Below are 14,183 nucleotides of genomic sequence, written 5' to 3'. Positions count from 1 at the left end.
ATGGGTGCGGGCGGGGCGGCGCACAGGCTGTACCGGCACGGGCACTCTCCCGTGCACGGCCTGCCGCCGCACACCAAGCTCGCCGCGGCCTTCGCCTTCGTGGTGGTCGTGGTGTCGACCCCGCGGGAGGCGGTGTGGGCCTTCGGGCTGTACGCCGTGCTGCTCGCGGCCGTGGCGTCGGTGGCGCGCGTCCCCGCCGGCTTCCTGCTCAAGCGGCTGCTGGTCGAGGTGCCGTTCGTCGCGTTCGCGGTGCTCATGCCGTTCGTGGCGGAGGGCGAGCGGGTCGAGGTGCTCGGCGTGTCCCTGAGTGTGAGCGGCCTGTGGGGCGCCTGGAACGTGCTGGTCAAGGGCACGCTGGGAGTGGCCACCTCGGTCCTGCTCGCGGCCACCACGGAGCTGCGCGAACTGCTGCTGGGCCTGCAGCGGCTGAGGCTGCCGCCCCTGCTCGTGCAGATCGCGTCCTTCATGATCCGCTACGGCGACGTCGTCACGGACGAGCTGCGGCGCATGCGCATCGCCCGCGAGTCGCGCGGCTTCGAGGCGCGGGGCGTGCGGCACTGGGGCGTCCTCGCCAAGTCTGCGGGAGCACTGTTCATCCGTTCCTACGAGCGCGGCGAGCGGGTCCACCTGGCCATGGTCAGCCGCGGCTACACCGGTTCGATGCCGGTCCTGGACGAGGCGACCGCCTCCCGGGCCCAGTGGTCGTGCGCGCTGGCCCTCCCGTTCGCCGCCCTGGTCGTCTGTCTGCTGGGATGGACCCTGTGACACCTTCACTGGAAGTGGCCGGTCTGGCCTTCGCGTACCCCGACGGGCACCAGGCCCTGTTCGGCGTGGACTTCACCCTGCAGCGCGGCGAGCGGGTCGCGCTGCTCGGCCCGAACGGCGCCGGCAAGACGACCCTCGTGCTGCACCTCAACGGCATCCTCACCGGCGGCACCGGCACGGTGAAGGTGGCCGGACTGCCGGTCGGCAAGCAGCACATGGCGGAGATCCGCCGGCGGGTCGGCATCGTCTTCCAGGACCCGGACGACCAGTTGTTCATGCCGACCGTGCGGGAGGACGTGGCGTTCGGGCCGGCGACGGCCGGGCTCAGGGGGCCGGAGCTGGAGGAGCGCGTCGACCGGGCGCTCGAGCGGGTCGGCATGGCCGGGTTCAAGGACCGGCCCCCGCACCACCTGTCCTTCGGCCAGCGCCGCCGGGTGGCGGTGGCCACCGTGCTCGCGATGGAGCCGGAGATCCTGGTCCTGGACGAGCCGTCCTCCAACCTCGACCCGGCCTCCCGCCGCGAACTGGCCGACATCCTGCGCTCGCTGGACGTGACCGTGCTGATGGTCACGCACGACCTCCCCTACGCCCTGGAGCTGTGCCCCCGGTCCCTGATCCTCAGCGACGGCGTGATCGCGGCGGACGGCAGGACGGCCGACCTGCTCGCCGACGAGGACCTGATGCGCGCCCACCGCCTGGAGCTGCCCTACGGCTTCGACCCGCGCTCGGTGCCCGCCGCTCCGGGACGCTGAGTGGCCATGGGCGCGTGACCGACGAGGAGAGCGGGGGCTCGCCGCCGCCGGACGAGCAGTCGCGCTTCGCGCGGTACGCCGCCCACCGCGCGGCGACGGCCGCGTACCGTCCGCTCCGGGACGGACCCGGCCTCACACCCACCCGCAGTACCCGGTGCCGCTGCTCCTGCGGGAACGCCGCCGGCCGGAACCGCTGATCCGGGATCACCCACGGCCGCCGCCCCGGCGACGGCGGCCCGGTCGCCGGTCAGTACCTTGTGCACGATGCGTCCGCGCGCACGTCCGGGGGACGGGGCGCACGAGGTCCGCCCGTACCCGCACGCCACGCGCGGCGCCATCGACGTGACGTTCCCGCTGGGCCGGGCGCCGGGGAATCGCAGGCTCCGGACGGGCGTTGCCCGCACTGTCGCAGGAGATCGGGAAGGGACGGCGGACGTGGAGGCGGACGTGGACGTGGACGTGCACGGCACGGTGGCCGAGGGCTTCGAGCCGGTCGGGGAAGCGTTCGCACGGAACTTCACCGCGCTCGGCGAGCGGGGCGCGGCGGTCGCCGTCTACCGGGACGGGCGCAAGGTCGTGGACCTGTGGGGCGGCACGCGCGACGTGGACGGCGACGCGCCCTGGGAGCGGGGCACGGCCCAGGTGGTGCGCTCGGCGACGAAGGGCGTCGCCGCCGCCGTCCTCCTGCTGCTGCACCAGCGCGGGGAGCTGGACCTGGACGCGCCGGTGGGGGACCACTGGCCGGAGTTCAAGGCGCACGGCAAGGGCGGGGTCCTGGTCCGGCACGTGCTGAACCACCGTGCCGGTCTCCCGGTCCTCGACCACCCCCTCACTCCCGGGCAGGCCCTCGACCCGCTGCGCGGACCGGAGGCGGTCGCCGCGCAGGCGCCCGTGTGGGAGCCGGGCACCGACCACGGCTACCACGCGCTGACGTACGGCTGGATGCTCGACGAGCTGGTGCGGCGCGTGACGGGACGCGGCACCGGTGAGTGGATCGCGTCGCAGATCGCCGGTCCGCTGGGCCTGGACCTGTGGCTGGGGCTGCCCCACGCGCAGGCGGGCCGGGCCGGGCGGGTCGGCCCGGTCGAGGGGCCGGAGCCCGCCGGAGGTCCGCGGCTGCGCCCCAAGCGCTCGGTCGCCGAGGCCTACGCGGACCCCGCGTCCCTGACGCGCCGGGCGTTCGCCGCGATCACCCCGTTCCCCGACCAGAACGACCCGGCGTACCGCGCGGCCGCGCTGCCCGCCACCAACGGCATCGCGACGGCGGACGGCCTGGCCCGCTTCTACGCGGCCCTGATCGGCGGGGCCGACGGCGCGCCGGGGCTCCTCACGCCCGAGACGCTGGCACTCGCCCGCGCCGAGGAGTCGGCGGGACCGGACCGCGTCCTGGTCGTGAACACCCGCTTCGGCCTCGGCTACATGCTGCACGGCAGCGCCTCGCCCTTCCTGTCCCCCGGCTCCTTCGGCCACCCGGGGCGCGGCGGGCCCCTCGGCTTCGCCGACCCCGAGTCGGGGATCGCCTTCGGCTACGTGACCAACGGCTTCCGCAGGACGGTGACGGCGGACCCGAGGGCGCAGGCGCTGGTGCGCGCGGTACGGCAGGCCGTGCTCGGACAGCGCGGATAGGGCCTGGGGCCTGTCGGCGGACTCCCGTCGTCCGCCCGGAGGGCGGGCCCCGCGGCGTCAGGTGCGTGCTCTCGGCGTGCCGGGCGCGGGCCCTCGTACTGGACGTACTTGGGTCTGCGCCCGGTGCGGCGAGAGTGCGTGCATGGCGTCGCGGGGCAGGCGGGAGTCCGCCGACAGGCCCTAGATGTGGATCGGGTGCGAGGTGCGGCCGGACGCCTGGTCGATCTCGTCGTGCGCCTTGGTCAGCAGGTTCATGGCGAGTTCGTTGAGCGCGCGGGCCCCGGCGATCTCCTCCCCGACCCGCGGCTGATGCGCGTCGGTCCGGTGCCGGGTCGCGTGCCCGTGGGCCCGTACCTCGGTGCCGTCGGGCAGCCGGACCATCGCGGCCGCCCTGGTGTGCTGGTCGTCCTCCTGGAACTCCAGCTCGACGTGCCATCCCACAGTGGTGCGCATTGTCATGACGATCACCTCCGGAACACCTACTTCCAGGGTGCTCCTCGCGGCGCCCGGACGCACCCACGGGCGTTCCCGGGGCCGGTCCCGCGAGCTGCCCGCGCCACCCGGCGTGCAGCATCAGCCCGATCCCGAGGACCAGCAGCCCGGCCGCGGCGATCCGCGGGGCCCCGAAGCGCTCCTCGAAGAACACCGCCCCGATCACCGCGCCCACGATGACCGGTGTCATACCGGGCTCATACAGTGCTTCCACGAGTCGATCAAAGTTAAGCGCTGTCCCGTAACCGGTGTGATCACGGCGTCGGAACCCTCCTGGACGGCCCCGTTCCCGGGCTGAGCCCGCGGCAGTTCGGCAAGTTCATCACCGCGCTACGCTGCGAGGGCGCGGAACCGGTCCTCAGAGGCCGGCCCTGGAGCCTGCCGCTGGAGGACCACGTACTGCTTGGTCGTCGCGTACTGGCGCACGAACCTCACCCTGCACCAGATGGCTGCCCTGTCCGGGGTGTCGAAGTCCGCGGCCGACCGGACCGGCGACCACCTCGGCCCGTTGCCGGCGCTCCAGCAGCGCAGGCGGTTCCGCAAGGACACCGTGCTGATCGTGGACGGCACCCCGGTACCCACCCGCGACCATGCCATCGCCGAACAGTCGAAGAATCACCGTTGCTCCACCGACTACCAGGTCGTCATCGACGCCGATACCCGGCTCGTCGTCGCCGTCGGCCGGCTGGTCACCGGCAACCGCAACGACTGCAGGGCAGGCAGGGGAGATCTCCGGCGCGAAGGACGCCCACGGGGAAGGTCACGGTGATCGCGGACGGCGGCTACCGCGGCACCGGTCCGGTCGTCCCGCACCGCCGCGAACGCGGCCAGGCCGAGCTCCCGGATTGGAAAGAGGACCACAACCCTCACACCGCAGGGTCCGCGCCCGCGTCGAGCATGCCCTCGCCCTCGTCCGCCCGAAGACCTGGAAGATCCTGCGCGACTGCCGCCTGAAATGCGACGGCGTCCACCACTCCATGCCCGGCATCGCCCGCCTGCACAATTTCCCCCTCGCCGGATGAGCGGCAACAACGCTGGTCAGCCAGCGTGCCGCAGATCATTTACGGGACAACTCTCAAGAAGGTAATTCAAGAAAGGCCACTACCGGTCGCCAATTTCAGAACTTAGAAATTTCGCAGGCCAGATCAGTTCATATCCACTTAGGCAGACAGCTCGCGTCGGCAGCGACGACGCCGACACGCAGTAAATTGAGCAGAAGTCAACCAGCCAGTAGAGAAATTAGGTTCAGTCCTGCCCATTTTGATTATCTACAGCGGTAACCGATATTTATGATCGCGAGGGATACCCTGATTTGAAGCCAGGGTCCCACTCATACCGTCAACCACCTAATGGCAACCAAAGGAGGAGCGGCCAGGCCCGAGCTTCTTTGAACCGACCTTACTTGCGTTTGACCAAAAACCCTTGCGAACGGGTGCACTTACTAAACGACCCCAAAGAGGCCGATCTGTCTTAAATGGAATTTTTGAGACTCATCCGATAGGACTAGCACTGATTGCCCTGCCGGACTTTACGCATTATGTTCATCATGTGACCAGTGAACCGTACATTATCGTGCACCCGCCGGATGATCGCGGCTTGCGGGAAGTCACCACCCTGGAGAGAACTCTGGGGCGAGCATTTTCCGCGCGGGACCTGCACAGATTGTTGCACCGTGCGGGTTTTTCCGGAGAAATCGATATTGAAGACCCCACACGTGTTCATTGGAGCGGCGGGGATAGCAGCGTCTGGCCAGACCACCGCTGGCGACGACGATCGGTTGCCGCCGCCATGACAGTCGGTCTCCTAATCAACGCCAGCGTATTTGCAAAAATCGGCGTAAAGGACGTCTTCAGAGCACTGTCCTATGGTGGACGGGTTACCGGAGTTTCCTTCCTGGCTGCTGCACTCGTGCAACTAGTAGCGCTATTGTCAATCCTTGACTACTGGCGCAAGCGAAATCTGAGATATTCAGGTGCTGCAGTACTAATCGGCGTCATCGCGACCCTCGTGCTCAATTCTCTAATGCTATTTGTGCACATTTACGGCGGAGAATACACCATTTACCTATGGCTCTGGCCAACTCTACTGATTTGGTCATTTTGGGCGCTTTGGGAACTATTTCGCCAAGGAGTATGGGGGCAGATCCCTCACCTTAAGGGGATCACGGCTGGCGTCACGGCTTCTGGTCTGCTCGCTGCAGTGAATCTAGCCTATACGCAGGTTTACCTACCTTACGCTCATACTGTCCCGTTCCCCCTTGAGGTTAAGTTTGGGAAACCAAGCCTAAGTTCTGATGGAACAGCACTTAATCTGCCCATTCACATGCACTACGAAAATTCTGCAAAAGTAAGAATCTATGTACTTGATGCCATATGGCACATCTACGGCGGCTCAACTAAGTTCGTCAGCGGCGCCAGGAGCATGAAGGACTGGAAGGCAGACTTGATGCAAGGATCGGATTTTCGCCGAAATTTCGAAGAGAGGGATTGGGATCTCATCGACTTTGGAGGGCTGGCCGGCGTGGGGGATTGGCTGGAACCCGGGGGGAAATACAATCATGAAAGGCTCGTTCAACTACCCGCGAATGCTAATTTTGATATCATCAGCGCCAGGATTGAGTTCATGATCGTGAGGGCCGACAGGGGGACGCTTGACTGGCGTTTCACTGATTCCCGGGAACTGTCATGGGACCCTGAAGCGGATAACTTTGATCACAAAGAGGACGCGCCCGAGTGGGTCGCTGGCGTCGACGACGAGTACATCAAATACCATTCACGAATTTACTACAGCAATGAAATCCTTAATGTCACCCGACGGCCGCAATACGTGACTCTTTGGCAGGTCATCCCGGACTTCTCCCATCGATCTCCACCCGAACAAGATGACACGGACCCTTACATGATGTCCATCATTGCACCTGCCGGCAGAGAGAATAAATACAATGTGCCTGACCAGCAGAAGGTGTCCGAAAGGTTTGGCTTGAGTTCTGTTCACAGCGATTCTGCAGCGCAAGCATCGTTCGAATCGCTGCTGCAGACCGCAAAGAGAAATTAGGTATACCGCACAAAAACCCAACACGCACGGGCGGCGCCCGCTACCGGCTCAGATGGAGTTAGCCAAAAGCGCGGACTGCTCAGTGCATCCAGTTCCCCATCTTGCCACCTGGCCAGCGAAGCAATTACCACATCAGAGCAACTTGACCGACGACTCCCGCAGCGCGGCGACAGGCGCGAGCTCCGCTCCAGTCTGCGCCCACAACACCAGGGCGTAGGCGGCGACGGGCAGGGCGGCGGTCCGTCCGCGTCGGCGGCTCACGGCGTACGCCGGGGTCACCACACCCTGCACCACCATCAGCCAAGCGATGTGGAGGGCGGCCGAGGCGAGCAGATACGGCCACGCCCCGCCCAGCCCGATCAGCACCCCGCCCCCAGATATCAGCATGAACCCGGCAAGCTTGTCGGTGATCTTGTGGCGTTGGCGTTCCAGCCGGCGTGTGTGACGGCGGCGAGCAGGGCGGCGGTGGTGACCAGCGGTGTCACGAAAGGCGCTCGCGCACGTCCACCAGGGTGGCACCGGCGTGGGTGATCAGCGCTGCGGGCGCCATGGGGAAGACGGTGTACGGGGTCCCGGCCGCGGCCCACACCGTGTCGTGGTCCAGCAGCCCCCGGTCCGCGAGCACCCGGGTCCGCCGCCGGTGCCCGAAGGGCGGCACGCCGCCGATCGCGTACCCCGTCGTCTCCCGTACGACGCCGGCGTCGGCCCGCGTCACCTTCCCGGCGCCCAGTTCCCCGCGCACGAGCTCCACGTCGACCCGCGACGCGCCGTCCACCAGCACCAGCACCGGCACGCCGTCCGCCGCGAAGACCAGCGACTTGCAGATCCGGCCCGGCTCGCACCCGATCGCCGCGGCGGCCTCGGCCGCGGTACGGGTGGCGTCGGGGAAGCGGCGGATGCGGGCGTGGAGGTGGCCGAGCCCCAGGTCGTCCAGGGCCTCGGCGAAACGGGGGTGCGCTCCTGTCGTCGTCATGGGCGCACGCTAGCGGTGGGCGCACGGGACGCGCGACGGGATTGCGCGCCCGCGGGCGGGGCTGTCGCCCTCCCCGTCCGCCGCGTTCCCGCCGCGGGGCACCGGGACGTTCCCCGCGGGGGCGCCTTCCCCGCCCCGGGCCCGGGAAGGCCGTGAAGAAGCCGGTGAGGGCCCCCTGTTCCAGGGAGCCCTCACCGGCCGGTCCCGCGCGCGGGAGCCGTCAGACGCGCACCAGCTCCCCGTCCGGGTCCGCGTGCTTCCCCGCGTCGGCCGCCGACCGCAGCCCCTCGCCCTCGACGTCGACGTTGGGCAGGGCGCGGTCCAGCCACTTCGGCAGCCACCAGGCCTTGCGGCCGAGCAGGGCCAGGACCGCCGGGACGACGGCCATGCGGACGACGAACGCGTCGAAGAAGACCGCGATCGCCAGGCCGAAGCCGATCATCTTGACCATCGCCTCGCTGGAGCCGATGAAGCCGGCGAAGACCGCCATCATGATCACGGCTGCCGCCGTGACGACCCGCGCGCCGTGCCGGAAGCCCGTCACCACCGCCTGGCTCGGCTTCTCGCCGTGGACGAAGGCCTCCCGCATCCGGGTCACGAGGAACACCTCGTAGTCCATCGCCAGGCCGAAGACCACGCCCACCATGAAGATCGGCATCATCGACATGACCGGCCCGGTCTCCTCGACGCCCATCAGGTCCGCCAGCCAGCCCCACTGGAAGACGGCGACCACGGCGCCGAGGGCCGCCATCACGCTGAGCAGGAAGCCGAGGGCCGCCTTCAGCGGGACCAGGATCGAGCGGAACACCACGATCAGCAGGAGGAAGGCCAGGCCGACCACCAGGACCAGGTACGGCACCAGCGCGTCGTTCAGCTTCTGCGAGACGTCGATGTTCATCGCCGTCGCGCCGGTGACCAGGACGTCGGCGCCCGTGTCGGCCCGGAGCCCGGCACCCGCGTCACGGATGCCGTGCACCAGGTCCTCCGTCGTCGCCGACGACGGCTTGGAGTCCGGGATCACGGTGATCGTCGCGGTGTCCCCGGCCTTGTTGGGGGCCGGCGGCGTCACCGTCACGACGTCCTTCAGGCCCTTGATCTCGTCGCCGACCTCGGTGAAGGCCGCCTGCGGGTCCTTGGAGCCCTTGGCGTCGACCACCACCATCAGCGGGCCGTTGAAGCCGGGGCCGAAGCCCTCCGACAGCAGGTCGTAGGCGCGGCGCTGCGTGGTGGACACCGGCTGGGAGCCGTCGTCGGGCAGGCCCAGTTCCAGGGAGGACGCCGGGACGGCCGCCGCGCCGAGGCCGAGGACGCCGAGCAGCAGGACCGCGACCGGACGGCGTACGACGAAGCTGGCCCAGCGCGTGCCCATGTTGGGGCGCCCGGGCTTCTTCGGGGCGCGACCGCCGCCCAGCAGCTTGCTCTTCTCGCCGGCCGGGCGCACCCGCCGGCCCGCGTAGCCCAGCAGGGCCGGGATCATCGTCAGGGCGATGAGCACCGCGATGGCGACCGTGCCGGCCGCCGCGACACCCATCTTCGTCAGCATCGGGATGTTGACGACCGACAGGCCCACCAGCGCGATGACGACGGTCAGGCCCGCGAAGACCACCGCCGAACCCGCCGTGCCGACGGCCCGGCCGGCCGCCTCCTCGCGCTCGCGGCCCTCGGCCAGTTCGGCGCGGTAGCGGGAGACGATGAACAGCGCGTAGTCGATGCCGACCGCCAGGCCGATCATCGTCGCCAGGGTGGAGGTGGTGGAGCCCAGGTCGAGGGTGCTGGCCAGCGCCGCGATCGTGGAGACGCCGATGCCGACGCCGATGATCGCCGTCAGCAGCGGCAGGCCGGCCGCGAGCAGCGAGCCGAAGGTGATGACCAGGACGATCGCGGCGATCGCGATGCCGATGATCTCGGCGGTGCCGGTGTGCGGGACCGCCTGCAGGGCGTCGCCGCCGATCTCGACGGTCAGCCCGGCCTCCCGCGCGTCCCGCGCGGCGCCCTCCAGGGCGTCCTTGCTGGCGTCCGTCAGCTCCATGCCGGAGACCTCGTACGAGACCTGGGCGTAGGCGATGGTGCCGTCCTTGCTGACGGCCCTCGCCCGGTACGGGTCGGTGACGGAGGCGACCTCGGAGCCGGCGGACAGCTCCTCGACGGTCTTCTCGACGGTCGCCTTGGGGCCGGCGTCGGTCATCTTCTCGCCGTCGGGCGCCTTGAAGACGACCCGCGCGGTGGCGCCGTCGGCGCTCATCCCGGGGAAGCGCTCTTCCAGCAGGTCGAAGGCCTTCTGGGCCTCGGTGCCGGGGATGGAGAAGGAGGTGGTGCCCGCGGCGGGCGCGCCGGCCGCGCCGGCACCGGCGAGGGTCAGCAGCGCCACCCATATCAGGGCGACGAGGTGCCGTCGCCGGAAGGCGAGCCGGCCGAGTCTGTAGAGGAACGTGGCCACTGGGGCGTACTCCCGGTCAGGTCGTGGGTTTGTCAGGGCAGGGGTGATCAGCCCGACGACGTGAGCGGTGACGTCAGGTAGGGGCTTGCTCGGGGACGTGTCAGGGGGTGGGCACGCCGAGGGCGGGGAGGACCACGGCGTCGATGTACGAGAGGAGGAAGGCCCGGCTCGGCGGCTGGTCGTCGAGGAGCGCGCGGGTGGCGAACCCGCCGACCAGCATGTGGAGCAGGAAGTCCAGCGCGGGGCAGTCCGGGCGGACCTCGCCCCGGTCGACGGCGCGCTGGATCACGCGTCTGAACTCCGCCATCTCCGGTTCGATGAACTGGTCCCGGAACACCCGGCGCAGATCCGCGTTGTTGTGCATGGCCATCGCCACGCCGCGCATCAGCGCGGAGTTCTGCTCGATGGTGCAGTCGTCGTCCAGCTCCACCAGCGCGTGCAGATCGCCCCGGAGGGTGCCGGTGTCGATCTCGCCGGTCTTGCCCGGCTTGCTGTGCCGGACGGCCTTGACGACCAGCTCGGCCTTGCCGCCCCACTGGCGGTAGAGCGTGGCCTTGCTGGACCGGGTGCGGGCGGCCACGGCGTCCATGGTGAGGGCGTCGTAGCCGACCTCGCGCAGCAGGTCGAGCACGGCCTCGTACAGCTCGGCCTCGCGCTCGGGAGTGATGCGGCTGCGACGCGCCACGGCGGCCTCGGCCATCCCTCTCACCCTCCTGCATCTGAACGATACGGTTTCGTACCCCTCCACCATAGCGCGGAGGCGGGAAAAGAACGAAACCGTTTCGTACGTGTGCCATGTCACTCCGTCCGTTCCGGTACGAGTTGCCGCCCGTCCCCGCCCGTAAAAGCATGGGGAAGTGAGCTATCTGCGCCTCCCGCACCTCCATGACGGCCTCCTGTGCTTCGTGGCCGAGGACGATCTCTGGCTCGCCCCCCTCGACGAACCCGGCCGCGCCTGGCGGCTCACCGTCGACCGCACCAAGACCGGCCACCCGCGCTTCTCCCCCGACGGCCGCCACGTCGCCTGCACGAGCTGGCGCAGCCTGGCGCCGGAGGTCCACCTGGTGCCGGTGGACGGCGGCCCGGGGCGGCAGCTGAGCTACTGGGGGAGCGCCGACACGCGGGTGTGCGGCTGGTCCCCGGACGGGGACATTCTCGCCGTGGCCTCGCACGGCGAGCCCTTCTCGCACTTCACCTGGGCCTACAAGGTCTCCCCCGACGGTGACCCGGGCCGCAAGCTGCCCTGGGGGCCGGCCTCCGACATCCAGGTCGCCGACCTCGACGGCGTCCGCAGGACGCTGCTGCTGACCGGCACCCCGCCGCACGAACCGGCTGCCTGGAAGCGCTACCGGGGCGGCGCCACGGGCCGCCTGTGGCTGCACGGGCAGCGGCTGCTCGCCGATCTGCACGGCCACCTGCACTCCCCGCTGTTCGCCGGCGGCCGGATCGCCTTCCTCTCCGACCACGAGGGCGTCGGCAACCTCTACTCGTGCGCCCACGACGGCTCCGACCTGCGCCGCCACACCGACCACGACGCCTGCTACGCCCGGCACGCCTCCAGCGACGGCACGCGGGTCGTCTACCAGTGCGCGGGCGACCTGTGGATCGTCGACGACCTGTCCCCCGGCTCCCGGCCGCGCCGGCTCGACGTGCGCCTGAGCGGGCCGCGCGCGGGACGGCGCCGGTACCACGTGCCCGCCGCGCAGCACGTCGACGGCGTCTCCGTCGACGAGACGGGCCGCGCGAGCGCCGTCGTCGTCCGCGGCAGCCTGTACTGGCTCACCCACCGGGACGGCCCGGCGCGCACCCTCACCGACACCCCGGGCGTCCGGGTGCGCCTGCCGGAGATGCTCGGCGCGAGCGGGCAGGTGGCGTACGTGACGGACGCGGAGGGCGAGGACGCGATCGAGATCGCCTCCCTGCCCCGGGCGACCGGCGACCGCGCGCCCCGGCGGCTGGCCCCGGGGCGGCTGGGCCGGGTGCTGGAGATGGTGTCGGACCCCGGGGGCGAGCGGCTGGCCGTCGCCTCGCACGACGGGCGGCTGCTGCTGACCGGCCTGGCGGAGGAGTCGGACGGCGAGGCCGCCGAGCTCGTCCGCTCGGTCAACGGGCCGGTGCGGGACCTGGCCTTCTCACCGGACGGGGCGTGGCTGACGTGGTCGCACCCGGGGATCGGGCGGTCGTTGCGGCAGATCAAGATGGCGAGGATCGCGGACGGCTTCGTCGTCGACGTCACCAACGGCCGCTTCGAGGACGAGAACCCGGTGTTCACCCGGGACGGCCGCTACCTCGCCTTCCTCTCCTGGCGCGGCTTCGACCCGGTCTACGACGTGCACACCGGGGACCTGTCCTTCCCGCTGGGCTGCCGGCCGTACCTGGTGCCGCTGTCGTCGGCCACCCCCTCGCCGTTCGCGCTGAACCCGGAGGGCCGCCCGGCCGCCGGCGGCCTGGACCCGGTCGAGGAGGCCGGCGAGTCCGGCGCGGTGACCGTGGAGGTGGAGGGGCTGGAGAACCGGGTGACGCCGTTCCCGGTCGCGGCCTCCAAGTACTCCGCGCTGCACCCGGTCGCGGGCGGCGGCCTGGTCTGGCTGCGCTGGCCGATCTCCGGAGCGCTCGGCGAGACCTTCGCCAACCCGGACGACCCGAGCGAGCGGCCGACCCTGGAGCACTTCAACCTCGCCAAGGCGAGGAAGTCCGAACTGGTCGGCCACCTCGACCGGTTCGCGGTGAGCGGCGACGGCACCCGGCTGGTCCTGCTCGACGAGGGCGACCTGCGCGCGGTGCCCGCCACCGAGCCCGGCGACGGCGACTCCACCACCTGGATCGACCTGCGCCGCATCCTGCACCAGGTCGACCCGGCCGCCGAGTGGCGCCAGGCGTACGACGAGGCCGGGCGCCTGATCCGCGCCCACTTCTGGGACCCCGGCATGTGCGGCATCGACTGGGACGGGGTGCTGGACCAGTACCGCCCGCTGGTCGAACGGGTCGCCTCCCCGGACGAGTTCGCCGACCTGCTGCGCGAGGTGCTCGGCGAACTCGGCACCTCCCACGCGTACGTCGCCGCCGCCCGCCGCGACGAGGGCCCCGCCCACTACCAGCGCCGGCAGGGCCTGCTCGGCGCCAACCTCGTCCCCCGCGACGGCGGCTGGGCGGTCCAGCGGATCCTGCCCGGCGACTCCTCCGACTCCAAGGCCCGCTCCCCGCTGGCCGGCACCGGCATCCGCGAGGGCGCCGTCCTCACCCACGTCGACGGCCGCCCGGTCGACCCGGTGGCGGGCCCCTACCCGCTGCTGGCGGGCGCGGGCGGGACGACCGTGGAGCTGACCTTCGCCCCGGCCGGGGGCGAGGGCCCGCCCCGCCGGGTCGCGGTCGTCCCGCTCGTCGACGAACGCCCCCTGCGCTACCAGGACTGGGTGGCCAAACGCCGGCAGGTCGTGCGGGAGTTGAGCGGCGGCCGGTGCGGCTACCTGCACATCCCCGACATGGGCGGCTCGGGCTGGGCGCAGTTCAACCGCGACCTGCGCATGGAGGTGTCCCGCCCGGCGCTGATCGTGGACGTGCGCGGCAACGCGGGCGGGCACATCAGCGAGCTCGTCATCGAGAAACTGAGCCGCACCATCCTCGGCTGGGACCTCACCCGCGACGCCCAGCCGGTGTCGTACACCTCCAACGCCCCGCGCGGCCCGGTGGTGGCCCTCGCGGACGAGGCCACCTCCTCCGACGGCGACATGATCACGGCCGCCTTCAAGCTGCTCGGGCTGGGCCCGGTGGTCGGCCAGCGCACCTGGGGCGGCGTGGTCGGCATGACCGGCCGCCACCGCCTGGGCGACGGCACGGTGATCACCGTGCCGATGAACGCGGCCTGGTTCGACGCCTACGGCTGGTCGGTCGAGAACAAGGGCGTCGCCCCCGACCTGGAGGTGCCGCGCACCCCCCTGGACTGGGCGGAGGGCCGCAACGCCCAGCTCGCCGACGCGGTCGAACTCGCCGTGCGGCTCCTGGACAGCAACCCGCCCGCCACGCCGCCGACTTACAGCGACGTACCGGACCGCTCCCGCCCGAAGCTCCCGCCACGGCAGTGACG

At 70.5% G+C, this 14,183-nt stretch carries 9 protein-coding genes and 3 pseudogenes; 6 read left to right on the top strand and 6 right to left on the bottom strand.

Features of this window, described 5'->3' with window-relative positions:
• The 3 genes from cbiQ to AB0L29_RS04670 all read left to right on the top strand — a co-directional run bounded on the left by cbiQ (position 1) and on the right by AB0L29_RS04670 (position 3,143).
• Entirely contained in the window at positions 1–765 is a 765-nt protein-coding gene (cbiQ, locus tag AB0L29_RS04680; RefSeq protein ID WP_365823276.1) for a cobalt ECF transporter T component CbiQ, read from the top strand.
• Positions 753–1,517, top strand: a complete 765-nt coding sequence (locus AB0L29_RS04675) for an ABC transporter ATP-binding protein (RefSeq protein WP_365823274.1) — start codon at positions 753–755, stop codon at positions 1,515–1,517. The genes cbiQ and AB0L29_RS04675 overlap by 13 nt, the downstream gene beginning before the upstream one ends.
• 453 nt (positions 1,518–1,970) lie before the next feature.
• Positions 1,971–3,143, top strand: coding sequence for a serine hydrolase domain-containing protein (locus tag AB0L29_RS04670; RefSeq protein ID WP_365823441.1), 1,173 nt, complete (start codon positions 1,971–1,973; stop codon positions 3,141–3,143).
• Between the two features lie 180 nt (positions 3,144–3,323).
• Here AB0L29_RS04670 and AB0L29_RS04665 read toward each other — a convergent pair whose 3' ends face one another.
• Together AB0L29_RS04665 and AB0L29_RS04660 are read right to left on the bottom strand one after the other, a co-directional pair.
• Positions 3,324–3,602 (bottom strand): DUF1876 domain-containing protein, encoded by a 279-nt coding sequence (locus AB0L29_RS04665; protein ID WP_365823272.1) that lies wholly within the window; start codon positions 3,600–3,602, stop codon positions 3,324–3,326.
• 100 nt (positions 3,603–3,702) lie between these two features.
• Positions 3,703–3,822 (bottom strand): annotated as a pseudogene (locus tag AB0L29_RS04660) (EamA family transporter); the annotation flags it as partial.
• Positions 3,823–3,855: 33 nt separating this feature from the next.
• On the opposite strand from AB0L29_RS04660, the pseudogene AB0L29_RS04655 reads away from it, so the two are divergent.
• Together AB0L29_RS04655 and AB0L29_RS04650 are read left to right on the top strand one after the other, a co-directional pair.
• Positions 3,856–4,657 (top strand): annotated as a pseudogene (locus AB0L29_RS04655) (transposase).
• 526 nt (positions 4,658–5,183) lie between these two features.
• A complete protein-coding gene (locus AB0L29_RS04650) occupies positions 5,184–6,689 on the top strand; it encodes a hypothetical protein (RefSeq protein WP_365823270.1) in 1,506 nt (501 codons plus the stop codon).
• A gap of 132 nt (positions 6,690–6,821) precedes the next feature.
• Here AB0L29_RS04650 and AB0L29_RS04645 read toward each other — a convergent pair.
• The 4 genes and pseudogenes from AB0L29_RS04645 to AB0L29_RS04630 all read right to left on the bottom strand — a co-directional run bounded on the left by AB0L29_RS04645 (position 6,822) and on the right by AB0L29_RS04630 (position 10,799).
• Positions 6,822–7,174, bottom strand: a pseudogene (locus tag AB0L29_RS04645) (hypothetical protein).
• The gene (locus AB0L29_RS04640; protein WP_365823268.1) at positions 7,171–7,662 is read right to left on the bottom strand and encodes a YbaK/EbsC family protein; all 492 of its coding nucleotides are present in this window, start codon (positions 7,660–7,662) and stop codon (positions 7,171–7,173) included. The pseudogene AB0L29_RS04645 and the gene AB0L29_RS04640 overlap by 4 nt, the downstream one beginning before the upstream one ends.
• 220 nt (positions 7,663–7,882) lie before the next feature.
• Positions 7,883–10,099: an MMPL family transporter gene (locus AB0L29_RS04635; protein WP_365823266.1), complete on the bottom strand. Its 2,217-nt coding sequence runs from the start codon at positions 10,097–10,099 to the stop codon at positions 7,883–7,885.
• Positions 10,100–10,199: 100 nt separating this feature from the next.
• Positions 10,200–10,799 carry a TetR/AcrR family transcriptional regulator gene (locus AB0L29_RS04630; protein ID WP_365823264.1) on the bottom strand — a complete coding sequence of 200 codons (600 nt, stop codon included), beginning with the start codon at positions 10,797–10,799 and terminating at the stop codon, positions 10,200–10,202.
• Positions 10,800–10,956: 157 nt separating this feature from the next.
• On the opposite strand from AB0L29_RS04630, the gene AB0L29_RS04625 reads away from it, so the two are divergent.
• On the top strand, positions 10,957–14,181 hold the full coding sequence (locus AB0L29_RS04625) for a S41 family peptidase (RefSeq protein WP_365823262.1): 3,225 nt from the start codon (positions 10,957–10,959) through the stop codon (positions 14,179–14,181).
• Positions 14,182–14,183 lie beyond the last annotated feature (2 nt).

Source organism: Streptomyces sp. NPDC052701, assembly GCF_040678355.1.
In the GTDB taxonomy this organism is placed as follows: domain Bacteria; phylum Actinomycetota; class Actinomycetes; order Streptomycetales; family Streptomycetaceae; genus Streptomyces.
This window is presented reverse-complemented; position numbering and strand designations above follow the sequence as displayed.